General features: G+C 58.6%; 22 protein-coding genes. 14 read left to right on the top strand and 8 right to left on the bottom strand.

The features are described 5' to 3' along the window. Positions 1-179 precede the first annotated feature (179 nt). A complete protein-coding gene (gltA, locus tag ACA059_RS23240) occupies positions 180-1,469 on the top strand; it encodes a citrate synthase (RefSeq protein WP_008148584.1) in 1,290 nt (429 codons plus the stop codon). A 635-nt stretch (positions 1,470-2,104) separates the two neighbouring features. Here gltA and ACA059_RS23245 read toward each other — a convergent pair. From ACA059_RS23245 to ACA059_RS23255, 3 genes are all read right to left on the bottom strand, one after another. Next, complete coding sequence (locus ACA059_RS23245; protein WP_008148582.1) at positions 2,105-3,763, bottom strand: cation acetate symporter; 1,659 nt, start codon at positions 3,761-3,763, stop codon at positions 2,105-2,107. Further along, positions 3,760-4,071: a DUF485 domain-containing protein gene (locus tag ACA059_RS23250; protein ID WP_129442278.1), complete on the bottom strand. Its 312-nt coding sequence runs from the start codon at positions 4,069-4,071 to the stop codon at positions 3,760-3,762. The genes ACA059_RS23245 and ACA059_RS23250 overlap by 4 nt, the downstream gene beginning before the upstream one ends. Positions 4,072-4,309: 238 nt before the next feature. Beyond that, the gene (locus ACA059_RS23255) at positions 4,310-5,161 is read right to left on the bottom strand and encodes a glycine betaine ABC transporter substrate-binding protein (RefSeq protein ID WP_056745045.1); all 852 of its coding nucleotides are present in this window, start codon (positions 5,159-5,161) and stop codon (positions 4,310-4,312) included. Between the two features lie 300 nt (positions 5,162-5,461). Here ACA059_RS23255 and ACA059_RS23260 point away from each other — a divergent pair, with 300 nt between their 5' ends. Continuing rightward, positions 5,462-7,057 (top strand): glycoside hydrolase family 17 protein, encoded by a 1,596-nt coding sequence (locus ACA059_RS23260; RefSeq protein WP_497631143.1) that lies wholly within the window; start codon positions 5,462-5,464, stop codon positions 7,055-7,057. A gap of 97 nt (positions 7,058-7,154) precedes the next feature. Here ACA059_RS23260 and ACA059_RS23265 read toward each other — a convergent pair whose 3' ends face one another. Beyond that, on the bottom strand, positions 7,155-7,523 hold the full coding sequence (locus ACA059_RS23265; RefSeq protein WP_046054321.1) for a hypothetical protein: 369 nt from the start codon (positions 7,521-7,523) through the stop codon (positions 7,155-7,157). Positions 7,524-7,747: 224 nt separating this feature from the next. On the opposite strand from ACA059_RS23265, the gene ACA059_RS23270 reads away from it, so the two are divergent. Together ACA059_RS23270 and ACA059_RS23275 are read left to right on the top strand one after the other, a co-directional pair. Next, the gene (locus tag ACA059_RS23270) at positions 7,748-9,046 is read left to right on the top strand and encodes a serine/threonine protein kinase (protein WP_497631144.1); all 1,299 of its coding nucleotides are present in this window, start codon (positions 7,748-7,750) and stop codon (positions 9,044-9,046) included. Further along, positions 9,039-9,827, top strand: coding sequence for an MlaA family lipoprotein (locus ACA059_RS23275; protein ID WP_497631145.1), 789 nt, complete (start codon positions 9,039-9,041; stop codon positions 9,825-9,827). Before ACA059_RS23270 ends, ACA059_RS23275 begins: the two co-directional genes overlap by 8 nt. Before the next feature lie 64 nt (positions 9,828-9,891). Here the strand turns inward: ACA059_RS23275 and ACA059_RS23280 are convergent, their stop codons facing one another. Continuing rightward, positions 9,892-10,806, bottom strand: a complete 915-nt coding sequence (locus tag ACA059_RS23280; protein WP_497631146.1) for a DUF808 domain-containing protein — start codon at positions 10,804-10,806, stop codon at positions 9,892-9,894. A 134-nt stretch (positions 10,807-10,940) separates the two neighbouring features. Here ACA059_RS23280 and ACA059_RS23285 point away from each other — a divergent pair, with 134 nt between their 5' ends. After that, positions 10,941-11,549, top strand: coding sequence for a TetR/AcrR family transcriptional regulator (locus tag ACA059_RS23285; protein ID WP_497631147.1), 609 nt, complete (start codon positions 10,941-10,943; stop codon positions 11,547-11,549). Between the two features lie 54 nt (positions 11,550-11,603). On the opposite strand, the gene ACA059_RS23290 is transcribed toward ACA059_RS23285, so the two are convergent. Then, on the bottom strand, positions 11,604-12,002 hold the full coding sequence (locus ACA059_RS23290; protein WP_497634720.1) for an REP-associated tyrosine transposase: 399 nt from the start codon (positions 12,000-12,002) through the stop codon (positions 11,604-11,606). Positions 12,003-12,261: 259 nt separating this feature from the next. Next, positions 12,262-12,702, bottom strand: a complete 441-nt coding sequence (locus ACA059_RS23295; protein ID WP_497631148.1) for a GlcG/HbpS family heme-binding protein — start codon at positions 12,700-12,702, stop codon at positions 12,262-12,264. A gap of 267 nt (positions 12,703-12,969) precedes the next feature. On the opposite strand from ACA059_RS23295, the gene gcl reads away from it, so the two are divergent. The 8 genes from gcl (at position 12,970) to ACA059_RS23335 (ending at position 22,772) form a co-directional block, all read left to right on the top strand. After that, positions 12,970-14,745, top strand: a complete 1,776-nt coding sequence (gene gcl, locus ACA059_RS23300; RefSeq protein WP_497631149.1) for a glyoxylate carboligase — start codon at positions 12,970-12,972, stop codon at positions 14,743-14,745. A 207-nt stretch (positions 14,746-14,952) separates the two neighbouring features. Continuing rightward, positions 14,953-15,735 (top strand): hydroxypyruvate isomerase, encoded by a 783-nt coding sequence (gene hyi / locus ACA059_RS23305; RefSeq protein WP_497631150.1) that lies wholly within the window; start codon positions 14,953-14,955, stop codon positions 15,733-15,735. 134 nt (positions 15,736-15,869) lie between these two features. Continuing rightward, complete coding sequence (locus tag ACA059_RS23310) at positions 15,870-16,757, top strand: 2-hydroxy-3-oxopropionate reductase (protein WP_497631151.1); 888 nt, start codon at positions 15,870-15,872, stop codon at positions 16,755-16,757. Between the two features lie 201 nt (positions 16,758-16,958). Next, on the top strand, positions 16,959-18,239 hold the full coding sequence (locus ACA059_RS23315; protein WP_497631152.1) for a glycerate kinase type-2 family protein: 1,281 nt from the start codon (positions 16,959-16,961) through the stop codon (positions 18,237-18,239). Continuing rightward, entirely contained in the window at positions 18,229-19,644 is a 1,416-nt protein-coding gene (gene pyk, locus ACA059_RS23320) for a pyruvate kinase (protein WP_415759686.1), read from the top strand. The genes ACA059_RS23315 and pyk overlap by 11 nt, the downstream gene beginning before the upstream one ends. A gap of 171 nt (positions 19,645-19,815) precedes the next feature. Then, positions 19,816-20,730, top strand: coding sequence for an urea transporter (locus ACA059_RS23325; RefSeq protein WP_497631153.1), 915 nt, complete (start codon positions 19,816-19,818; stop codon positions 20,728-20,730). Between the two features lie 21 nt (positions 20,731-20,751). Continuing rightward, the gene (locus tag ACA059_RS23330; RefSeq protein ID WP_497631154.1) at positions 20,752-21,576 is read left to right on the top strand and encodes an ion transporter; all 825 of its coding nucleotides are present in this window, start codon (positions 20,752-20,754) and stop codon (positions 21,574-21,576) included. Between the two features lie 197 nt (positions 21,577-21,773). Continuing rightward, positions 21,774-22,772 (top strand): sulfate ABC transporter substrate-binding protein, encoded by a 999-nt coding sequence (locus tag ACA059_RS23335; RefSeq protein WP_497631155.1) that lies wholly within the window; start codon positions 21,774-21,776, stop codon positions 22,770-22,772. A gap of 152 nt (positions 22,773-22,924) precedes the next feature. Here ACA059_RS23335 and ACA059_RS23340 read toward each other — a convergent pair whose 3' ends face one another. Beyond that, positions 22,925-23,554 (bottom strand): hypothetical protein, encoded by a 630-nt coding sequence (locus ACA059_RS23340; RefSeq protein ID WP_497631156.1) that lies wholly within the window; start codon positions 23,552-23,554, stop codon positions 22,925-22,927. A 236-nt stretch (positions 23,555-23,790) separates the two neighbouring features. On the opposite strand from ACA059_RS23340, the gene ACA059_RS23345 reads away from it, so the two are divergent. Next, entirely contained in the window at positions 23,791-24,996 is a 1,206-nt protein-coding gene (locus tag ACA059_RS23345) for an MFS transporter (protein WP_497631157.1), read from the top strand. Positions 24,997-25,020 lie beyond the last annotated feature (24 nt).

Below are 25,020 nucleotides of genomic sequence, written 5' to 3' on the forward strand. Positions count from 1 at the left end.
GCTCATTGCACAAGTCGTATAAAAGGCGTAAATGGCAGTCAATTTCGAGGAAAAAGTCCGGTTAAAGCCTTCTGGAGCAAGACTTTAGGCAAATTGACATTCGAATTTATCTCACTATAGTGGTGCGGGCCCTGCGTGGGGGGTCTGTCTGATGATTTCAAGCATAAATAGGAGGCCACATGGCTGACAAAAAAGCGCAGTTGATCATCGAGGGCGCAGCCCCCGTCGAGCTGCCCATTTTAACCGGCACCGTTGGTCCCGATGTTATTGATGTTCGGGGCCTGACGGCCACGGGCCGTTTCACCTTTGACCCTGGTTTCATGTCGACAGCTTCCTGCGAGTCGAAGATCACCTATATCGACGGTGACAACGGCATTCTGCTGCACCGCGGCTACCCGATCGAACAGTTGGCTGAAAAGTCGGACTATCTGGAAACCTGCTATCTGCTGCTCAACGGCGAATTGCCGACCGCAGAACAGAAGGCCCAGTTTGTCAGCACCGTGAAGAACCACACCATGGTTCACGAGCAGCTGAAGACCTTCTTCAACGGTTTCCGTCGCGACGCCCACCCGATGGCCGTCATGTGCGGCGTAGTCGGCGCCCTCTCGGCCTTCTACCACGACTCCCTGGACATCAATAACCCGCAGCATCGCGAAATTTCCGCGATCCGTCTGGTTGCCAAGATGCCGACCCTGGCAGCGATGGTTTACAAGTACTCGATGGGGCAACCCATGATGTACCCGCGCAACGACCTGACGTACGCGGAAAACTTCCTGCACATGATGTTCAACACCCCGTGCGAGATCAAACCGATCAGCCCGGTGCTCGCCAACGCCATGGACAAGATCTTCATCCTCCATGCCGACCACGAGCAGAACGCATCGACGTCCACCGTACGCCTGGCAGGCTCTTCGGGTGCCAACCCGTTCGCCTGTATCGCCGCCGGCATCGCTGCACTGTGGGGCCCTGCCCACGGCGGCGCGAACGAAGCTGTTCTGACCATGCTCGATGAAATTGGCGATGTGTCGAACATCGACAAGTACATCGCCAAGGCCAAGGACAAGAACGATCCGTTCAAACTGATGGGCTTCGGTCACCGGGTTTACAAAAACCGCGACCCACGCGCAACTGTCATGAAGCAGACCTGCGACGAAGTGCTGAAAGAACTGGGCATCACCAACGATCCGCAACTCGAACTGGCCATGCGCCTGGAAGAGATCGCCCTGACCGACCCGTACTTCATCGAACGCTCGCTGTACCCGAACGTCGACTTCTACTCGGGGATCATCCTCAAGGCGATCGGCATTCCAACTAGCATGTTCACCGTGATCTTCGCTTTGGCGCGGACCGTCGGCTGGATCTCCCACTGGAAAGAAATGCTCTCCAGCCCGTACAAGATTGGCCGTCCGCGCCAGCTGTACACCGGCTACGAGTCGCGTGACATCACCAAGCTGGAAGACCGCAAATAAGACCTGTCTTGCGATAACGTCTTGAGTTGCACCGGGAACGGCCTCTATTAAATAGAGGCCGTTTTTGTTTGTGCGATGAACCTGATCGCTCCCACGCTCCGCGCGGGAATGCCGCCGGGGACGCTCCGCGTCCCGCTTCCGCTGCACGACTTAAGTCCTGCGCATTGGTGACGCGGAGCGTCACGGGATGCATTCCTTTGCTGCGCGTGGGAACGATCAGTGAGCGGCGGGCTGTTGATCTGGCTTTAGCTTTTGATGTTGATCCTGCTTTTGATCTTTCGCCCCTTCGGCAGGCCGAGCGTAGGTGTTCATCAGGGGGTCAGGCGCGTAGCGCCGTTCGGCGAAGCCGAACACATCGAGAGGAGGTCGTCGCGAAGCAGACCGTAGGCGATGCCCCCTGATGGACACCGTAGCGAGGGAACACTGAGCTTTAGCGAAGTGCCGTACGCCGGGGCGAAGCCTTTTGCTTACTTTTCGGCGTTTGGAAAAGTGAGTCGCTGTAAGAGCGAAACCATAATCAGCCGTTACCGCAGCAACGGATATGTACACAATCAAACCGCCCAACAAAAAAATGCCCCAATCTCTCGACCGGGGCATTTCTGTTTAACGCAGCTTATATAGCCAAGCCTGAAGCCTTAGTGAGCAACCGCCCCACTCGCCCCCAAACCAGTCTGCGAACGAACAAACTGCGGGAAGAACAGCGCCCGCTCATTGTCAGCCGCGGTCGACTTGTCAGTGATCGAGAAGAACCAGATCCCGATAAACGCAATGGCCATGGAGAACAGCGCCGGGTACTCATACGGGAAGATAGCCTTCTCGTGATGCAGGATCTGCACCCAAATGGTTGGCCCCAGGACCATCAAACCAACGGCACTGATCAGACCCAACCAGCCGCCGATCATCGCACCACGCGTGGTCAGCTTCTTCCAGTACATGGAAAGCAGCAGCACGGGGAAGTTACAGCTCGCCGCGATGGAGAACGCCAAGCCCACCATGAACGCGATGTTCTGGCTTTCGAACAGAATGCCCAGACCGATCGCCAGCACACCCAGGCAGACGGTGGTGATTTTCGAGACACGGATCTCGTCCTTGTCGTTCGCCTTGCCCTTCTTGATCACGCTGGCGTAAAGGTCGTGCGACACCGCCGTAGCGCCGGCCAGAGTCAGACCGGCAACGACTGCCAGAATGGTCGCGAAAGCCACCGCCGAGATGAAGCCCAGGAAAATACTGCCACCCACCGCGTTAGCCAGGTGCACCGCCGCCATGTTGTTGCCGCCCAACAGCGCGCCAGCAGCATCTTTAAAGGCAGGGTTGGTGCTGACCAGCAGGATCGCGCCGAAGCCGATGATGAACGTCAGGATGTAGAAGTAACCAATGAAGCCGGTTGCATACAGCACGCTCTTGCGAGCTTCTTTCGCGTCACTCACGGTGAAGAAGCGCATCAGAATGTGCGGCAGGCCAGCGGTACCGAACATCAGTGCCAGGCCAAGGGAGAATGCCGAGACCGGATCTTTCACCAGACCGCCCGGGCTCATGATCGCTTCACCTTTAGGGTGAACCTTGATCGCCTCGGAAAACAGCAAGCTGAAGTCGAAGTTGACATGCTTCATGACCATCAGTGCCATGAACGTAGCACCGGACAGCAGCAACACTGCCTTGATGATCTGCACCCAAGTGGTCGCCAGCATGCCGCCGAACAACACATACATGCACATCAGGATACCGACCAGGATCACCGCGACGTAGTAGTCGAGACCGAACAGCAGCTGGATCAGCTTGCCGGCACCAACCATTTGCGCGATCAGGTAGAACGCCACCACCACCAGCGAGCCGCAAGCGGACAGCGTGCGGATCTGGGTTTGCCCAAGGCGATAGGACGCCACGTCGGCAAAGGTGTATTTACCCAGGTTACGCAGGCGCTCGGCGATCAGGAACAGAATGATCGGCCAGCCCACCAGGAACCCGATCGAGTAGATCAGGCCGTCGTAGCCAGAGGTGAACACCAGGGCGGAAATACCCAGGAAGGACGCCGCCGACATGTAGTCGCCGGCAATCGCCAGACCGTTCTGGAAGCCGGTGATCTTGCCACCCGCCGCATAGTAGTCGGCTGCCGAATTGTTGCGCTTGGAGGCCCAGTAGGTGATGCACAGCGTCAGACCAACGAACGCGACGAACATCAGGATCGCGGAAACGTTGAGCGGTTGTTTATGCACTTCGCCGGTCAGGGCTTCACCTGCCCAGGCGCCAGGTGCAAAGGCTGCGATGCTCAATAGAGCCATTAGACGCCGGATCATTGCTGAGCCTCCTTGAGAATCGCATTGTTCAGGTCGTCGAATTCGCCATTGGCGCGTCGTACGTAGATTGCAGTCAGGATAAAGGCCGAGAGAATCAGCCCGACACCAATCGGTATCCCCCAGGTAATCGAAGACTCGGGGCTGATTTTCGCCCCCAGAATATGCGGCCCATAAGCAATCAAAAGGATGAATCCGGAGTAAAGCCCAAGCATGATCGCCGAAAGAATCCAGGCGAACCTTTCTCGCTTACTAACCAGCTCCTTGAAGAGCGGGCTGTTTTGAATCGAGAGGTAAATGCTGTCGTTCATTGTTTTTATCCTCGCAGCACAGATGAAGTTGGAACGTTATCCACTCTATGCGGCTACGGAACTGGTTCCAGACGACCTTAGTATTAGAACGACATGACGGTTTTGCCTTTTTACAGCACATAATAATTAGCCTGCTTTGCACCCATCTTCTCTCTACAAGAACGCAGGAACGCAAAAGGCCGCTTGGCAGTGATACCAAGCGGCCCTGTAAGGTGCTGACTAGACGCGTCAGCTCAAATCATTTAGTCCAGTCTGCAACGCGTTCCGGGTGTTTGGCCACCCAATCCTTCGCGGCGGCTTCAGGTTTGGCACCATCCTGAATAGCCAACATGACTTCGCCGATTTCGTCTTTCGACGCCCACTGGAAGTTCTTCATGAACTTGGCAACTTCCGGAGCCTTGGTGGCCAGTTCTTTGCTGCCGATGTTGTTTACAGTTTCAGCCGCGCCATAAACGCCTTTCGGGTCGTCCAGGAAGCGCAGTTTCCACTTGGCGAACATCCAGTGCGGCACCCAACCGGTGACGGCAATGGATTCGTTTTTCTTCTCGGCACGGGTCAACTCGGCAATCATGCCAGCACCGGAACTGGCCTTGAGTTGATAGCCGGTCAGATCGTAGTCCTTGATTGCCTGCTCGGACTTGAGCATTACGCCCGAACCGGCGTCGATGCCGACGATGCGACCTTTGAAGCTGTCGTCGGTTTTCAGATCGGCAATACTTTTAGCTTTGACGTACTCCGGCACGATCAGGCCAATTCTTGCGTCCTTGAAGTTCGGACCGTAATCGACGACTTGATCCTTGTTCTTGGTCCAGTACTCACCATGAGTCACAGGCAGCCACGCAGACATCATGGCATCGAGTTTGCCAGTGGCCACGCCCTGCCACATGATCCCGGTGGCGACTGCTTGCAGTTTCACGTCATAACCGAGTTTCTGCCTGATCACTTCAGCGGCCACGTTAGTCGTGGCAACACTGTCCGACCAGCCGTCGACATAACCGATAGTCACTGCCTTGCCTTCGGCGCTGGCTACAGTAGAACTGATCGCCAGCACCAAAGCGGCACCTGCGCCCAAGAGTCGTCGCATCTTCATCGTTACTTCCCCGAAAGTGCTGCGCTCGACGGATGCCGAGTCGCGTCAACGTATTGTTATGGTGCACAGCGCCCCCATCACGCCCACCGCAAACTCGTCCGAACATCAGCGCGATTTATCTATGAGAGCACTGATGCGTCGATAATCAACCTCAAGACAATGGCGACCTTCTCTGCCAGCGACCTCAAGGCATCGAGAAACGACATCAGAACGCCATTAATCTAGACAACCGGAAGCCCGCCGGCCAATCCGCCCAAACTTTGCATGTCAAAAGTATGCAGGCCACCAAGCACGCGGCAAATGAAGGTAACATGCGCGGCTTTGCTCCCAGACGGCCTGACCATGCCCGCGACATCCCGATTTCCTTTTTTTGCTTATCTATTCGCCTGCCTGTTGGGGCTTTTTGCCCTCGGCGGCTTCTGGTACGGCCTCGGTAAACCGGTGATGCTGCCGGACGTGGCCAGTGCGACGCACAAGCTGCAATGCGCCTCCTACACCCCGTTCGACAAGGACCAATCGCCGTTCGATCAACCGTTCAAACTGCGCCCCGAGCGCATGGACGCCGACCTCGCGCTGCTGGCCAAAAGCTTCGAATGCATCCGCACCTATTCCATGACCGGCCTCGAGGCCCTGCCCGACCTGGCGCGCAAGCATGGGCTGAAGCTGATGATCGGCGCCTGGGTCAATAGCAACCCGGTGGACACCGCCAAGGAAGTCGACCTGCTGATCGCCTCAGCCAACGCCAACGCGGACGTAGTGACCTCGGTGATCGTCGGCAACGAAACCCTGTTACGCAAGGAAGTCACTGGCGCGCAGCTGGCCAAGCTCATTAATAAAGTCAAAAGCCAGGTCAAACAGCCTGTCACTTACGCCGACGTCTGGGAGTTCTGGCTCAAGCACCCGGAAGTCGCCCCGGCGGTGGATTTCCTGACCATCCATTTGTTGCCGTATTGGGAAGATGACCCGTCGAATATCGACGCCGCTCTGCAGCATGTGGCCGAAGTACGTCAGGTATTCGGCAACAAGTTCGCACCCAAGGACGTGATGATTGGCGAAACCGGCTGGCCCAGCGAAGGCCGTCAGCGTGAAACCGCCCTGCCGAGCCGGGTCAATGAAGCCAAGTTCATTCGCGCTTTTGTCATCATGGCGGAGCAGCAAGGTTGGCATTACAACCTGATCGAAGCTTTCGACCAGCCGTGGAAACGCGCCAGCGAAGGTGCAGTCGGTGGTTACTGGGGGCTGTTCGATGCCGATCGCCAGGACAAAGGTGTGCTCGCCGGTCCGGTGTCGAACGTGCCTTACTGGACGCAGTGGCTGGTGGTGGGTGGTTTGATCTTCCTTGGCACGTTGATCCTCGGCGGCCGTGTACGCAGCACTCGCGCAGCGCTGGTTCTACCGCTGCTCGGTGCGCTGGCCGCTTGCTCGATTGGCGCCTGGGGCGACCTGGCCCGTGTCACTACGCGGTTTACCAGTGAATGGTTGTGGGTCGCTTTGCTGACGGCTTTGAATCTGTTGGTGCTGGCCCATGCGGCACTGACCCTGAGCGCTCGCACCGGTTGGCGCGGACGCGCGTTCAACACGCTGGAACGTCGGGCGGGCTGGTTGCTCGCCGCGGCCGGTTTTGCCGCTGCGGTGACGATGCTGGAGCTGGTGTTCGATCCGCGTTATCGCAGCTTCCCGAGTGTCGCATTCATCCTGCCGGCGCTGGTCTATCTGTGTCGCCCAGTGAGCGTGCCGCGTCGGGAGATTGCCCTGCTGACCTTCATCGTCGGTGCTGGCATTGCGCCGCAGCTGTATCGTGAAGGGTTGCAGAATCAACAGGCCTGGGGTTGGGCGCTGGTGAGTGTGTTGATGGTTGCAGCGTTGTGGCGCAGTTTGCGAGTTCGCAAAGGCTGATCATCAAGCAAGATCAACAGATCGCAGCCTGCGGCAGCTCCTACAGGGAAACGCGTATTCCTGTGTAGGAGCTACCGCAGGCTGCGATCTTTCTGTATCAGGCAACGCGGTTTTCCCGGACCAGCCGCAATCCAGCAATCACCACCGCAAAAACAGCCAAAGTCGTGTTGTACAACGCCAACGCCGGAAAACCGAACACCAGCGCCAGCACGGCCAACCACCACCCGGCCCGGCCCGGTAGCACAAAACCGATAACGGCTGCCGCCAATGCCGCGAAGCCCAAGACATTGAAGTGAATCATCAGGCCCAGGCTCGAACGAACCTGGCATTCCCAGCGACTCGCTTCGTCCACGCAGATGCCGACCCACTGAGCATCCTCCATGAAGCCATAACGCGCGCCATAACTGGCGGCCAGCCATAACGGCAGGAGAACGAGCAGCAGAATCACAGGCAGACGGCGGGACATGATGCACTCCAATAAACGAAAACGGCGGCCAGCTTAATCCCCCGCCAGCGGTAAGCAAACGCATGTAAGAGATAATTGGCCACGAAATAGCTGCAAAGTGTATCGTCCAGCTACTATTACTCCGAAATTAGGCCTGATTGGTGCCGATCCATGGCACTTTGGCGCAAACCCCGTGGTCATAGCCTGCGAACTTCATTCGGCACCTTTCTCTAAGGGATCTAGTCATGCTCCGTTCCTTGCGCTTCGCCGCCCTGTTTGGCGGCCTTATTTTGAGTGCGTCCGCACTGGCCGTCGATATCGACGCTGCCAGCTATGGCTACCCCTTGACCAACCCGTTCGAGGCGACCATTGCCACGACACCGCCGGACTTGCGCCCGGAGTTGCCGCTGGATGACGACATCAATCAGGAAACCCGCAGCGTCAGGTTGCGCCCGGAGCGTGAATTCGACCTGCCGGACAACTTTTGGCCGGTGAAGACACTCACCTACCGCATCGCCACCCAGGACAAAGCCGCACCGTTGATCTTCCTGATCTCCGGCACCGGCGCGCGCTATGACAGCAGCCTTAACGAGTACCTGAAAAAGCTCTACTACAAGGCCGGCTACCACGTGGTGCAACTGTCGTCGCCCACCAGCTTCGACTTCATGAGCGCCGCCTCACGCTTCGCTACACCCGGCATCACCAAGGAAGACGCCGAAGACATGTACCGGGTGATGCAGGCTGTGCGGGCACAAAACCCGAAAGTCCCCGTCACTGATTACTACCTGACCGGCTACAGCCTGGGCGCACTGGACGCGGCATTCGTCGCGCACCTGGACGAAACCCGCCGCAGCTTCAACTTCAAGAAAGTCTTGCTGCTCAACCCGCCGGTCAATCTCTACACCTCGATCACCAACCTGGACAAACTCGTCCAGACCGAGGTCAAGGGCATCAACAACACCACCACTTTCTACGAGCTGGTGCTGAACAAACTGACCCGCTACTTCCAGCAGAAAGGCTACATCGACCTCAACGATGCCCTGCTCTACGACTTCCAGCAGTCCAAGCAGCACCTGAGCAACGAACAGATGGCGATGCTGATCGGCACCTCGTTCCGCTTCTCGGCAGCCGACATTGCCTTCACCTCGGACCTGATCAACCGTCGCGGCCTGATCACGCCACCAAAATACCCGATCACCGAAGGCACCAGCCTCACGCCGTTCCTCAAACGCGCGCTGCAGTGCGACTTCGACTGTTACCTCACCGAACAGGTCATCCCGATGTGGCGCGCCCGCACCGACGGCGGCAGCCTGCTGCAACTGATCGACCAGGTCAGTTTGTACGCGCTCAAGGATTACCTGCACGACAGCCCGAAAATCGCCGTCATGCACAACGCCGACGACGTGATTCTCGGCCCTGGCGACCTCGGTTTCCTGCGCAAAACCTTTGGCGATCGTTTGACCGTTTATCCACTGGGCGGCCATTGCGGCAACCTTAATTACCGCGTCAACAGCGACGCCATGCTGGAGTTCTTCCGTGGCTAAATACCTCCTGCTTATCGCAGCGCTACTCTGTGCAGGCGTCGCCAATGCCGACAACAGCAAAGCCAATGCACCGGTTGTGATTGACAGTGACGGCTTCAAGGAGCCGCTGAGCAAACTCAAATTCAACCCGGGGCTGGATCAGCGCGAGTTCGAACGCTCGACGCTTAGCGCGCTGGCCGTCTACGACCCACTGGAAGAATGGAACCGCCGCGTCTACCACTTCAACTACCGTTTCGACCAATGGGTGTTCCTGCCAGTGGTCGATGGCTATCGCTACATCACGCCGAGTTTCCTGCGTACCGGCGTCAGCAACTTCTTCAATAACCTCGGTGACGTGCCGAACCTGTTGAACAGCTTGCTGCAGTTCAAGGGGCAGCGCTCGATGGAAACCACCGCGCGCCTGCTCCTCAACACCACCGTCGGCATCGCCGGCCTGTGGGACCCGGCCACCGCCATGGGTCTGCCGCGCCAGAACGAAGACTTCGGCCAGACGCTGGGCTTCTACGGTGTACCCAGCGGCGCCTACTTCGTGTTGCCGATTCTCGGCCCTTCGAACATCCGCGACACCGGCGGCCTGGTGGTGGACTTCAGCGCAGAGTCGGCGATCAACTTCCTGAACGTCTCCGAGGTCAGCTCCAACCATCCTGAGGTCTGGCTACTGCGTGGCGTCGACAAGCGCTACCAGACCAGCTTCCGCTATGGCCAGCTGAACTCGCCGTTCGAGTACGAGAAAGTGCGCTACGTGTACACCGAGTCGCGCAAGTTGCAGATCGCCGAGTAATTCATCGGCAACAAAAAAGGCCATTCGATGCGGATCGAATGGCCTTTTTTCATTTCGCTGAGGATCAGCTTCTGACGGCTTTCCAGAGTTTGCTGGCAACCATCACACCCGCCAACACCACCGCACCGGCCACAATCCCCGCCACCGCATTCAGCAACGTCGGCACGATAAACCCGGCACCACCCGCACTTGCGCTGACGCTCTCAATCCAGTGATGAACCACCGGCACCCCGTGGGTGAGAATACCGCCACCTACCAGGAACATCGCCGCCGTGCCGATCACCGACAAGCTTTTCATCATGTACGGAGCAGCACGCAGGATCCCGCCGCCAATGCTTTTGGCGATCTGTCCAGGTTTCTGAGTCAGCCACAAGCCGAGGTCGTCGAGTTTGACGATGCCGGCCACCAGGCCATACACGCCAATGGTCATGACGATGGCAATACCCGAGAGGACGATGACTTGCTGGGTCAGCGGAGCATCTGCCACGGTGCCGAGGGTGATGGCGATGATTTCCGCCGAGAGAATGAAGTCGGTACGGATGGCACCCTTGATCTTGTCTTTCTCGAACGCCACCAGATCGACCGCCGGATCAGCCACGGCCTCAACCAGCTCTGCATGCTCGGCCTGGTCTTCAGCCTTGCTGTGCAGGAATTTATGGGCCAGTTTCTCGAAACCTTCGAAACACAGGTAAGCGCCACCGATCATCAACAACGGTGTGACCAGCCACGGGATGAACGCGCTGATGGCCAACGCCGAGGGCACCAGGATCAGCTTGTTGAGAAACGAGCCCTTGGCCACCGCCCATACCACCGGGATTTCCCGCTCGGCACGCACACCGGAAACCTGTTGGGCATTGAGCGCCAGATCGTCACCGAGCACGCCAGCAGTCTTCTTGGCGGCCATTTTGGTCATCAACGCCACATCATCGAGTACCGCGGCGATGTCATCGATCAGCAACAGCAAACTGCTTCCTGCCATGAATCAGGTTTCCTTCTTGAATGAATGCCGCGCAGCATAGCGCGGCCGGGTGCCCCACGGGGCATTCTTGAGCGTCGCGCGAGGCCGGTGCTACCATGCGCAACCGCCAGAACAGGCAAGGAACCCCCTGGTTTATGAGCACCATCCGCGAGCGCAACAAAGAACTGATCCTGCGTGCCGCCAGTGAAGAATTTGCCGACAAGGGCTTCGCTGCGACCAAAACCAGTGACATCGCAGCCAAGGCGGGATTGCCCAAGCCCAACGTCTACTACTACTTCAAATCCAAGGAAAACCTCTACCGCGAGGTCCTGGAAAGCATCATCGAGCCGATCCTGCAGGCCTCGACACCGTTCAATGCCGACGGCGTGCCCAGTGAAGTGCTGAGCGGCTACATCCGCTCGAAGATCCGCATCTCCCGCGACCTGCCCTTCGCCTCCAAGGTGTTCGCCAGCGAAATCATGCACGGCGCGCCGCACCTGAGCGCCGATCTGGTTGAACGGCTCAACGGCCAGGCCAAGCACAACATCGACTGCATCCAGACCTGGATCGACCGCGGCCAGATTGCCCCGATCGACCCCAACCACCTGATGTTCAGCATCTGGGCGGCAACGCAGACTTATGCCGACTTTGATTGGCAGATTTCCGCAGTGACCGGAAAGGCCAAGTTGGATGAGGCCGACTATGAAGCGGCGGCGCAGACCATTATTCGGTTGGTGCTTAAAGGGTGTGAGCCGGATCAGTAGACCGCTTCGCTCCTATCGCCAGCAGGCTGGCGATGGGGGCAACTCGGTTTTGGATCAAACCCAGATAGCATCCCACAGTGGATAGTCGCCAAGCCGCTCGACCAACCCGGCCCGCAACGGGTTAGCCACAACATACCGGGCAACCTTTACTAAGTCCTCTTCGCGACGCAGCGCTCGATCATGAAAACCTCGCTGCCAAAGACTGGCCCTACGGCCGGCAGACAGATTCACTGCCTTGGTACTCAAAGACTTGGTCCTTTGCATCAGTCCGCCCAGCGACCCCTGCTGCAATTCGATCAACCAATGAAAATGATCCGGCATGACGACCCAGGCCAGTGAGTTTGCACAACCTTGGTCCTGCGCAGCGCGAAATTGCGAGACGACTAATCTGCCCAAGGTGAAGTCCTTGAAAACAGGTTCTCGGTCGAGTGTGTTTGTCGTTAAGAGATAGATGCGGTTCTGTTAGGTACAACGGCCGATGCGCAAGCGATTTGAGGCGGGTAGATCAGGCATTCCTTTGCCCCTTGCATGATTAATTCATGAAGAAGGCTAGATCTGATATTACCCAAGGGCGGGGTAGACATTTAGCTGGATGTGTCTGGTAGTCCGTCATCGCCAGCAGGCTGGCTCCCACAGTGGATCTCTGACATTCAGATAATCCACCTGTGGGAACCAGCCTGCTCGCGAAAGCGGGAGATCAGTCACCCAATAATCAAGCAGTCACCCCCGCATCCGCCCGCAACCCCAGCGCCTCGATTGCGTTGATCGCACATTGCTCATCAACATCAGAAAGATCACCGCTGATGCCAACAGCCCCCAGCACATTCCCTTCCTGATCCCGAATCAAAACGCCGCCCGGTGCCGGGACGACGCTGCCCTGTCCCAGACTATTCAAAGCGGCGATAAACGCCGGTCGTTGTTGTGCGTCCAGCGCCAGCAGGCGTGAGCCTTTGCCCAGGGCGATGGCGCCCCAGGCTTTGCCGATGGCGATCTGCGGGCGCAGCAGGCTGGCGCCGTCTTCACGCAGCAGGGTGACCAAGTGTCCACCCGCATCCAGTACTGCGATGGTCAATGGAGCTGCCGAGATTGCACGCCCTGCGGAGATAGCCTGATTGGCCAGGTTAACTGCGACTTTCAAGGTTAAAGCGCTCATGGTGCCGTCCTCATTTTGTTATAGGGAAAGCTGCTGGACTGCTTTTTGTTCAGAAGTCCGATGCAACAAATAGAACACAATGAGTTATTTTTTTGTATACAATAATTCTCGAAAAGCGCCACATGTGACGAAACGCCACAGTAGATCGGGCTTCCGACGAATGAAACGGCCGCTTGAGAAAATGGATTGACCTGCGCCGTCCGCCGTGAATACACTCTGCGCAAAGCCACTTGTATACAATTACAAAACGTAAGAGGCACCAAAACCATGAGCAAAATGAGAGCAATCGAAGCCGCCGTTCTGGTGATGCGCCGTGAAGGGGTTGATACCGCTTTTGGCATCCCGGGCGCCGCGATCAACCCGCTGTACTCCGCCTTGCAGAAGGTCGGTGGCATCGATCACGTCCTCGCTCGCCACGTTGAAGGCGCCTCGCACATGGCCGAGGGCTACACCCGCACCAAGGCCGGCAACATCGGCGTGTGCATCGGCACTTCGGGACCTGCCGGTACTGACATGGTCACCGGGCTCTACAGCGCCTCGGCCGACTCGATTCCAATCCTCTGCATTACCGGCCAGGCCCCCCGCGCCCGTATGCATAAGGAAGACTTCCAGGCTGTCGACATCACCGCGATCGTCAAACCAGTGACCAAGTGGGCAACCACCGTCATGGAACCGGGCCAGGTGCCTTACGCGTTCCAGAAAGCCTTCTACGAAATGCGCTCCGGCCGTCCAGGCCCGGTGCTGATCGACCTGCCGTTTGACGTGCAGATGGCTGAAATCGAATTCGACATCGACGCCTACGAACCACTGCCGCTGGCCAAGCCCACCGCTAACCGCGTGCAAATCGAGAAGGCCCTGGCCATGCTCGATCAGGCCGAGCGTCCGTTGCTGGTGGCCGGTGGCGGCATCATCAATGCCGACGCCAGCGAATTGCTGGTGGAGTTTGCCGAGCTGACCGGTATCCCGGTGATCCCGACCCTGATGGGCTGGGGCACCATTCCGGACGATCACCCGTTGATGGTCGGCATGGTCGGTCTGCAAACCTCGCACCGCTACGGCAACGCCACGATGCTGAAGTCCGACGTGGTATTGGGCGTCGGTAACCGCTGGGCCAACCGTCACACCGGTTCGATCGACGTTTACACCGAAGGCCGCAAGTTCATTCACGTTGATATCGAACCGACCCAGATCGGCCGCGTGTTTACCCCGGACCTGGGCATTGTGTCCGACGCTGCTGCCGCGCTGACCGTGTTCATCGAAGTCGCTCGCGAGTGGCAAGCCGCCGGCAAACTGAAAAACCGCAGCGCCTGGCTGCAAGACTGCCAACAGCGCAAAGCCAGCCTGCACCGCAAGACTCACTTCGACAACGTGCCGGTCAAGCCGCAGCGCGTGTACGAAGAGATGAACCAAGTGTTTGGCAAAGACACGTGCTACGTCAGCACCATCGGCCTGTCGCAGATTGCCGGCGCGCAGTTCCTGCACGTCTACAAACCGCGTCACTGGATCAACTGCGGTCAGGCCGGCCCGTTGGGCTGGACCATTCCGGCAGCGCTGGGCGTGGTCAAGGCTGATCCGACCCGTAAAGTGGTGGCGCTGTCGGGCGACTATGACTTCCAGTTCATGATCGAAGAGTTGGCGGTGGGCGCGCAGTTCAAGCTGCCGTACATCCACGTGGTGGTGAACAACTCGTACCTGGGGCTGATTCGTCAGGCTCAGCGCGGTTTCGACATGGATTACTGCGTGCAGCTGTCCTTCGACAACCTGAATGCTCCGGAACTCAACGGTTACGGTGTCGACCACGTCGCGGTTGCCGAAGGCCTGGGCTGCAAGGCGCTGCGTGTGTTCGAACCGGGTCAGATCCAGCCTGCCCTGCGCAAGGCTCAGGAGCTGATCGAAGAGTTCAAGGTGCCGGTGATCGTCGAGATTATCCTGGAGCGTGTGACCAACATTTCCATGGGCACCGAGATCAACGCCGTCAACGAATTCGAAGACCTGGCGCTGGTCGGCAACGATGCGCCAACGGCGATTTCGTTGCTCGACTGATGATCGTTCCCCCTGTGGGAGCGGGCTTGTGTGGTGAGGGGATTTATCCCCGTTAGGGCGCGAAGCGGCCTCAAAACTGAAAACTGCGGCGTGTCAGGTACACCGCACACAATGGTTTACGACTGCTTCGCAGCCGAACGGGGATAAATCCCCTCGCCACACAAGCCCGCTCCCACAGGGGACCTCACACACATACGGGAGACCACCATGCCGCGTTTCGCAGCCAACCTGTCCATGCTGTTCACCGAGCAGGATTTTCTTGCCCGTTTTGAAGCTGCCGCCAAGGCCGGCTTCAGTGGTGTCGAATACCTGTTCCCTTACGACTTCAGCTCTGCCGAGATCAAGGCCAAGCTCGATGCCAATGGCTTGACCCAAGTGTTGTTCAACCTGCCGGCCGGTGATTGGGCCAAGGGTGAACGCGGTATCGCGTGCCTGCCGGACCGGGTTGAAGAGTTCCGCGCCGGTGTCGACCTGGCGATTGCCTACGCGAAAGTATTGGGCAACACCCAGGTCAACTGCCTGGCCGGTATTCGTCCACAAGGCATCGACGATGCCACCGTGGAAAAAACCTTCGTCAGCAACCTCAAGTACGCGGCCGACAAGCTGCAAGCGGCGGGCATCAAACTGGTGATGGAAGCGATCAACACCCGCGACATCCCGGGTTTCTACCTGAACAACACGGCGCAAGCCCTGTCGATTCGCGAACAGGTCGGCAGCGCCAACCTGTTCCTGCAATACGACATCTACCACATGCAAATCATGGAGGGCGACCTGGCCCGCACCCTGCAATCGCACCTGGGTGAAATCAACCACGTGCAATTGGCGGACAACCCAGGGCGCAACGAACCGGGCACCGGTGAGATCAACTACCGCTTCCTGTTCGAACACCTGGACCGCATCGGTTATCAGGGTTGGGTTGGCTGCGAATACAAGCCGCTGACCACCACTGAAGCAGGTCTGGGCTGGTTGAAAACGCATAACGCGATCTAATCGAACATGACATCCATGTAGGAGCTGCCGAAGGCTGCGATCTTTTGATTTTGCCTTTCAAGATCAAGATCAAAAGATCGCAGCCTTCGGCAGCTCCTACAGGGGAACACATAAATACAAGAGAGGAATTTCTCATGGCTAAAATCGGATTTATCGGCACCGGCATCATGGGCCACCCAATGGCGTTGAACCTGCAGAAAGCCGGTCACAGCCTGTTCCTGTCGGCGCACCACGACGCTGCTCCGGCCGATTTGATCGCCGCTGGCGCCGTCGCGCTGGCGAACCCGAAAGAAGTCGCGCAAGAAGCCGAATTCATCATCGTCATGGTGCCGGATACCCCGCAGGTCGATGACGTGCTGTTCCGCGCCGACGGTGTTGCGGCCGGTGTTGGCAAAGGCAAAGTCGTGATCGACATGAGCTCGATCTCGCCGACGGCCACCAAAGCCTTCGCTGCCAAAATCAACGAAAAAGGCGCTCAGTACCTCGACGCGCCAGTGTCCGGCGGTGAAGTCGGCGCAAAGGCTGCGACCCTGAGCATCATGGTCGGCGGTGATGCCGATGCCTTCGAACGTGTTCTGCCACTGTTCCAGTCCATGGGCAAGAACATCACCCTGGTGGGCGGCAACGGCGACGGTCAAACCGCGAAAGTGGCGAACCAGATCATCGTGGCGCTGAACATCCAGGCTGTGGCCGAAGCGCTGCTGTTTGCGTCGAAAAACGGTGCCGATCCCGCCAAGGTCCGTGAAGCGTTGATGGGCGGTTTCGCGTCCTCGAAGATCCTCGAAGTGCATGGCGAACGCATGATCAAAGGCACCTTCGACCCAGGCTTCCGCATCAGCCTGCACCAGAAGGACCTGAACCTGGCCCTGGCCGGCGCGCGCGAGTTGGGCATCAACCTGCCGAACACCGCCAACACCCAGCAAGTGTTCAGCACCTGCGCAGCGATCGGTGGCAGCAACTGGGACCATTCGGCGCTGATCAAGGGCCTGGAACACATGGCGAATTTCTCGATTCGCAAGTAGGAGCTGCCGAAGGCTCGGGCCGCGTTCGGACGATCTTTTGATCTTGATCTAACGTCCACCCGCACACCGCGTTATCCGCAAAAAGATCGCAGCCTGCGGCAGCTCCTACAAGATCTGGTTCATCCCACCTAAAAGGGGTGAACCTTCCAGAGTTGCCGCAGGCTGCTTTCCTCCAAATAACAAGAAATCCGGGAGCCCGCCATGTCGGTCAATCCGCAACAATTCCTGCGCGAGCTGTTTGCCACAGCCATCGACGCGGCCCATCCGCAGCAAGTCCTCGAAGCCCATTTACCCAAAGACCGCAGTGGTCGGGTGATCGTCATCGGCGCCGGCAAAGCCGCCGCGGCCATGGCTCAAGTGGTCGAGCGTTGCTGGCAGGGTGACGTCTCGGGTCTGGTGGTGACGCGTTACGGTCACGGCGCCCCGTGTGAAAAAATCGAAGTGGTCGAAGCCGCTCACCCGGTGCCCGATGCTGCCGGTCTGGCAGTCGCCAAACGCGTATTGGAACTGGTCAGCAACCTGACTGAAGACGACCGTGTGATCTTCCTGCTCTCGGGCGGTGGCTCTGCCCTGCTCGCTTTGCCCGCGGCCGGCATCACCCTGGCCGACAAGCAGTCGATCAACAAAGCCTTGCTCAAATCCGGCGCCACCATCGGCGAGATGAACTGCGTGCGCAAGCACCTCTCGGCGATCAAGGGCGGCCGCCTCGGCAAAGCCTGCTGGCCCGCCACTGTTTATACCTATGCGATTTCCGATGTACCGGGCGACCTCGCCACGGTCATCGCCTCCGGTCCCACCGTAGCCGACCCGAGCACCTCGGCCGAAGCCCTGGCGATCCTCAAGCGCTACAGCATCGAAGTCCCGACCTCGGTGCGCAACTGGCTGCAAAGTCCAGAATCGGAGACGGTCAAACCCGGCGATCCGAGCCTTGCGCGCAATCATTTCCAGCTGATCGCCCGTCCACAACAGTCGCTTGAAGCCGCGGCGGTGAAGTGCCGTCAGGCCGGTTTCAGTCCGCTGATCCTCGGCGACCTGGAAGGCGAATCCCGCGAAGTGGCCAAGGTCCACGCCGGTATCGCCCGTCAGGTCGTGCTGCACGGCCAGCCATTGTCGGCGCCCTGCGTGATCCTCTCGGGCGGTGAAACCACGGTTACCGTACGCGGCAATGGTCGCGGCGGACGCAACGCCGAATTCCTGCTGAGCCTGACCGACAGCCTCAAAGGCCTGCCCGGCGTCTACGCGCTGGCGGGTGACACCGATGGCATTGACGGTTCCGAAGACAACGCCGGCGCGATCATGACCCCGGACAGCTACGCCCGCGCCGCCGCCCTCGGTCTGAGCGCCAGCGACGAGTTGGACAACAACAATGGCTACGGCTATTTCGAGGCGCTGGACGCACTGATTGTCACCGAGCCGACCCGCACCAACGTCAACGACTTCCGCGCCATCCTGATCCTCGAGAGCACAAAAAATGACGCCTGACAAAAAGGTCAAAATCCTCGCCACCCTCGGCCCGGCCACCGACGGAATCGATGACATCCGTGAGCTGGTGCAGGCTGGGGTCAACATCTTTCGCCTGAACTTCAGCCATGGCGATCACGCCGACCATGCCCAGCGCTATCAGTGGATTCGTGAAGTCGAGCGCCAGCTGAATTATCCATTGGGCATTCTCATGGACCTGCAAGGCCCGAAACTGCGGGTCGGCAAATTCGCCGAGGGCAAGGTGCAACTGCATCGCGGTCAGGCACTGCGCCTGGACCTGGACCCGACACCGGGCGATGAGCGCCGGGTCAACCTGCCTCACCCGGAAATCATCGCGGCGCTGGAGCCGGGCATGGACCTGCTGCTGGACGACGGCAAGCTGCGTCTTCGCGTGGTGACAAAGTACTCCGACGCCATCGACACCACGGTGCTGAATGGCGGCGAACTCTCGGATCGCAAAGGTGTAAACGTGCCACAAGCGGTGCTGGAACTGAGCCCGCTGACCGCCAAGGATCGTCGCGATTTGAGCTTCGGTCTGGAGCTGGGTGTGGACTGGGTGGCGCTGTCGTTTGTGCAGCGTCCGGAAGACATCCGCGAGGCGCGCGAACTGATCGGCGACAAAGCGTTTTTGATGGCCAAGATCGAGAAGCCTTCGGCCGTGACGCAACTGCGCGAGATCGCCGAATTGAGCGATGCGATCATGGTCGCTCGCGGTGACCTGGGCGTGGAAGTGCCGGCCGAAAGCGTGCCGCAGATTCAGAAAAACATCATCACCATCTGCCGTCAGCTCGGCAAACCGGTGGTGGTGGCGACGCAGATGCTGGAGTCGATGCGCTTCTCCCCTGCCCCGACCCGTGCCGAGGTGACCGATGTTGCCAACGCCGTGGCCGAAGGTGCGGATGCGGTGATGCTGTCGGCGGAAACCGCGTCCGGTGAGTACCCGCTGGAAGCCGTGCAGATGATGAGCAAAATCATCCGCCAGGTGGAAAATGGTCCGGACTATCAGGCGCAACTGGATGTGAGCCGGCCTAAGGCTGAGGCGACTGTTTCCGATGCGATCAGCTGCGCGATTCGCCGTATCAGCAATGTGCTGCCGGTGGCGGTACTGGTGAATTACAGCGAGTCCGGCACCTCGAGTTTGCGTGCGGCGCGGGAACGGCCGACGGTGCCGATCCTCAACCTGACGCCGAACCTGCAAACCGCTCGCCGGTTGACGGTGGCGTGGGGCGTGCACTCGGTGGTCAATGATCGGCTGCGGCAGGTGGATGAAGTGTGCTCGACAGCGCTGGAGATTGCCCAGGCGCAGGGCATGGCCAAGCGTGGCGACACGTTGTTGATCACGGCGGGTGTGCCGTTTGGGCAGCCGGGGTCGACTAACTCACTGCGTATCGAAACATTGATTTAAAGACCCCCAGTGGCGAGGGGATTTATCCCCGTTCGGCTGCGAAGCAGTCGTGGACCATTGCACCCGATGTACGTTAGGACCGAGGTGCAGGTTTTGGGGGCGGCTTCGCCACCCAACGGGGATAAATCCCCTCGCCACAAGGTTTTGTACAAGTCCCTGGTATTTACTTTCATGCCTGCCAACCACTTCAACACCCACTGCCCCGACTGGGCGACGGCCCTGCTCAACGGTTTCAGTCAGATCTTTCTCCAGCGTCATCCGCTGTGCGGTCTGCTGTGCCTGCTGGCCATTCTTTTCACCGCGCCCGCCCTGCTCGGCGGTGCACTGCTGGGCGGTGTCGCGGGGCTGCTCACCGCGCAACGACGCGGCTACGCCAAGGCCGATCGACAGGCCGGGCTCTTCAGTTACAACGGTGTTTTGCTCGGCTTGCTGCTGAGCCTGTATTTCCCCTGGTCCGCGCTGTTGCCGCCGCTGATCATTGCCGCTGGCGGACTCAGCGCGATGTTCACGCAGCAATGGCTCAAACGCGTCCGGGTCAGCCAATACCTGCCTGCCTATACGGCACCCTTCGTGGGGCTGGGCTGGTTGCTGCTGTGCTTCGCCACGCCCTCGACAAATGCGCATTTGATCGAAATCAATACGCTGAATATGCTCGCCGCACCACTGAAAGGCCTCGGCCAGGTGATGTTCCTCGGTCATCCGCTGGCCGGTGCGATGATTGCCGTGGGTTTGCTGATCGCTGATCGCCGCGCATTCTGCTGGGCGTTGTTGGCGTCTGTCGCAGGCATGGGCTGGAGCATGCTGCATCACGACTTCTACACCGCATTGATCGGCCTCGGTGGCTATAACGCCGTACTCGCCGCCCTCGCCTTCAGCTCGCAGCGCCAGAAGCCTTGGCTGCCGCTGGTCGGTATTGCATCGGCGCTGTTGCTGACGCCGGTGTTTGCCGCCATCGGTCTGCCAACGCTGACCGCGCCGTTCATCCTCTCCTGCTGGCTGATCCGTACGATTGTTCAAATGCTCGGCAAGACCACTGTCGCCCGTACGCCTTGCACTCTGGAGGAGAATCAACCTAGGCTTCGCTGATTATTGGTTCAGGCGGTATCCATGGACAGCAGCAAAAACTGGCGTGAAGAGCTTTACGTCATGGTTTTCCAGAGCGACACCAAGGCCGGTCGGCGCTTCGACGGCATCCTGTTGTTGATCATCCTCGCCAGCATTGTGATCGTGATGCTCGACAGCATCGATGCGGTTCACCAGAACTACGCCAATGTGCTGGCGTACATCGAGTGGGGCTTCACGATCATCTTCGCCATCGAATACGGCATGCGCCTGTACTGCTCGCCGAAGCCGTTGCGTTACGCATTCAGCTTTTATGGGCTGGTGGATTTGCTGGCGATCGTGCCCGGGATTCTTGCGCTGTATTACGCCGATGCGCAGTACCTGCTGATTATCCGGATCATTCGGATGCTGCGGATTTTCCGCGTGCTCAAGCTCAGTCCGTACCTCAAGCAAGCCAACTATCTGATGTCCGCATTGCGCGGCAGCAAGCAGAAGATCGTGGTGTTTCTGGTCAGCGTCTGCACCTTGGTGACGGTGTTCGGCACGCTGATGTACGTGATCGAAGGCCCGGAGCACGGCTTCACCAGCATTCCCAAAGGCATCTATTGGGCTATCGTCACGCTGACCACCGTGGGCTTCGGCGACATCGTGCCCAGGACGCCGCTGGGTCAGGTGATTTCGTCGCTGGTGATGATCACCGGTTACTCGATCATCGCCGTGCCCACCGGGATTTTCACCGCCGAACTGGCCAACGCCATGCGCGGTGAACAACTGCAACATGACTGCCCGGTGTGCAAGAAAAACAGCCACGAACATGGCGCAGCGTTCTGCTCACGGTGCGGTAATCAGCTATTCAAGAAAATGGAATAAGCAAAGTGCTTTTTAATCTTTAAAGGACTATGCGAGCCCCGCTATAGTCGCTGGCAAAACGGTGGCAACACCGCTTCGATGACTGACAACTAACCCGTAAGAGCTGCCGCAGGCTGCGATCTTTTGATCTTAAGGTCAAAGACAAGATCAAAAGATCGCAGCCTGCGGCAGCTCCTACAAAAAACAAGGAATGCGCAGTGAAAAAACTCTTTGGCGCCTCACTTCTGGCCGCTGGCCTGGCACTGACCAGCATGGCTCAGGCCGCACCGACCCTGCTTAACGTTTCCTACGACGTGATGCGCGATTTCTACAAGGACTACAACACTGCCTTCCAGAAACACTGGCAAGCCGAGCACAACGAAAACATCACCCTGCAGATGTCCTTCGGCGGTTCCAGCAAACAGGCGCGCTCAGTCATCGATGGCCTGCCGGCTGACGTCATCACCATGAACATGGCCACCGACATCAACGCCCTGGCGGACAACGGCAAACTGGTCCCGGATAACTGGGTCACACGCCTGCCGAACAACAGCGCGCCGTTCACTTCGGCCACCGTGTTCATCGTCCGCAAAGGCAACCCGAAAGCCCTGAAAGACTGGCCCGACTTGCTCAAGGACGGTGTGCAGGTGATCGTGCCAAACCCGAAAACGTCGGGTAACGGCCGCTACACCTACCTCTCGGCCTGGGGTTATGTGCTGAAAAACGGTGGCGACGAAAGCGAAGCCAAAGACTTCGTCGGCAAGCTGTTCAAACAAGCGCCGGTGCTCGACACCGGTGGCCGCGCAGCCACCACCACGTTCATGACCAACCAGATTGGTGATGTGCTGGTGACCTTCGAAAACGAAGCGGAAATGATTGCCCGTGAGTTTGGTCGTGATCAGTTTGAGGTCATCTACCCAAGTGTTTCCGCTGAAGCTGAGCCGCCGGTGTCGGTGGTCGATAAAACAGTCGACAAGAAAGGCACTCGCGCAGCAGCTGAGGAATATTTGAAGTACCTGTGGTCGCCGGAAGGCCAGGAAATTGCGGCGGCGAACTACCTGCGTCCGCGTGATCCGGCGGTGCTGGCCAAGTACACCGATCGCTTCCCGAAAGTGGATTTCCTGTCGGTAGAGAAGACCTTTGGTGACTGGCGAACTGTGCAGAAGACCCACTTCAATGATGGTGGGATCTTTGATCAAATCTACAGCGGTCAGTAATTCCTGAGCCCAATGAAAAAGGCGACCTGAGAAGGTCGCCTTTTTTGTGGGAGCGAGCCTGCTCGCGAAAGCGGACTGTCAGTCACATCAATGCTGGCTGTGCTACCGCATTCGCGAGCAGGCTCGCTCCCACAGTGGCTCTGAATGAGCCATCACATCGGTGGTGTCACGCCGTCCTTGCCCGCCGAAATCGACTGAGCCGTCAGCGTCCCGTCGGCACTCTGCGTCACAAACGTCACGATCTTCACCCCCACTTTCAGCAAGCTGCGATCCCCCGGCATCAGATTGACGATCGGCACATCCTCCGGCACCAGAATCTTCTGCTGGCCGCCCTTGTAGTTGACGGTCAACACCCGGCCATTGCTGACGACCAAATCACCGACGCTGCCATTGGTCATGCTGCTGCCCTTGGCCAGGTCAAAGGGCCGATGCCCGTCGCCGCTACCGGCCAGTTCCGGTGGGAAGACGTGGACTTCCAGTGCCTTGAGCGAGCCGTCTTCCTGCGGCACGGCCGCCGAGCCGATGTAGCTACCGGGCTTGATGTCTTCGATATTGGCCAGGGTGACGGCGCGGACTTTGGTGTCCTTGGTCAGGTTGATCACCACGTTTTCACCACTGTTGACGTGGACTTTCAGCACGTCGGGGCTGACCCCGGCGATCTCGCCGCGAACGCCGATGCGCATGCCCGGTGCGTCAGCAGCCTGGACAAGACCTGCCGTGGACAAGCCGATCAAGGTAACAACTGAAGCGCCGCGAATCAGGTGACGAAACATCGCATTCATGAAAGTGCCTTCCGTTTAATGAAACGTGAAGAGAGAACATAAGCACGCTATCGAACAGGATGTAAGTGAATGTATCATCGGACCTCAATGTTTTGACGCAAGGCTCCTCGATGGACATCACACACGTCCGTCACTCATTCCGCAACGGAATGATTGCTATCACTCCAAACCCTCTTCTGCCCATTCCGATAGCCCTTTAGCCTGCGCGCATTCCTTTTTGTTCAGCGAGACCCGTTATGAAGCCAGCGACCCAGGTGCCCCACGGCACCGCGACAATGACCCGAGGCATGGTGCTGCTATTCGCCTTCTGCTGCGGCGCCATCGTTGCCAACATTTACTACGCCCAACCGATCATCGGCCTGATCGCACCCGACATCGGCCTGACCAGCACCATGGCCAGCCTGATCGTTTCACTGACCCAGATCGGTTACGCGCTGGGTCTATTCTTCCTGGTGCCGCTGGGTGATCTGCTGGAAAACCGTCGTTTGATGATCATCACCACGCTGGTGGCTATTGCCAGTCTGTTGGGCGCCGCGTTTACCGATCAGCCAAACGTGTTTTTGCTGATCTCGTTGCTGGTGGGGTTCAGTTCGGTGTCGGTGCAAATCCTGATTCCACTGGCCGCGCATTTGGCACCGGAAGAGTCTCGTGGCCGTGTGGTCGGCGGGATCATGGGCGGCTTGCTGTTGGGAATTCTGTTGGCGCGACCGGTGTCCAGCCTGGTGGCTGACCACTTTGGCTGGCGCGCGATGTTTGTGATTGCAGCGGTGTTGATGGCGGCGATTAGCATCGTGTTAGCGCTGACCATTCCCAAGCGCCAGCCTGATCACAGTGCGTCTTACGGACAGCTGTTGGGGTCGCTGTGGACTCTGTTGCGTCAACAACCGGTGTTGCGTCAGCGCGCGTTTTATCAGGGGTGCATGTTCGCCACCTTCAGCCTGTTCTGGACCGCCGTGCCGCTGGAACTGGCGCGCAATCATGGCTTGTCGCAAACCCAGATCGCGATCTTCGCCCTGGTCGGGGCCATCGGCGCCATCGCCGCCCCCATTGCCGGTCGACTGGCCGATGCCGGCCACACTCGCATTGCATCACTGCTGGCCCTGCTGTTCGCCAGCCTGAGCTTCCTGCCAGCGTTCATCCATCCGGTTTACAGCGTTATCGGCCTCGCGGTCACTGGCGTGGTGCTCGACTTCTGCGTACAGATGAACATGGTCCTCGGCCAACGCGCGGTCTACGCCCTCGACGCCAAAAGCCGCAGCCGCCTGAATGCGCTGTACATGACCAGCATCTTCATCGGCGGCGCATTTGGTTCTTCGGTGGCCAGTGCGGTGTATGAGCATGGTGGCTGGTTGTGGATCGTGATTGTGGGTAGCGCGTTTCCGCTGTTGGCGTTGCTGCGGTTTTTGAGTGTTTCGGAGAAGCGTTCATTGGCGGCGGCATAGTCCACCAATAGCTTCGCGGGCAAG

This window comes from Pseudomonas sp. LBUM1647 (assembly GCF_059716175.1).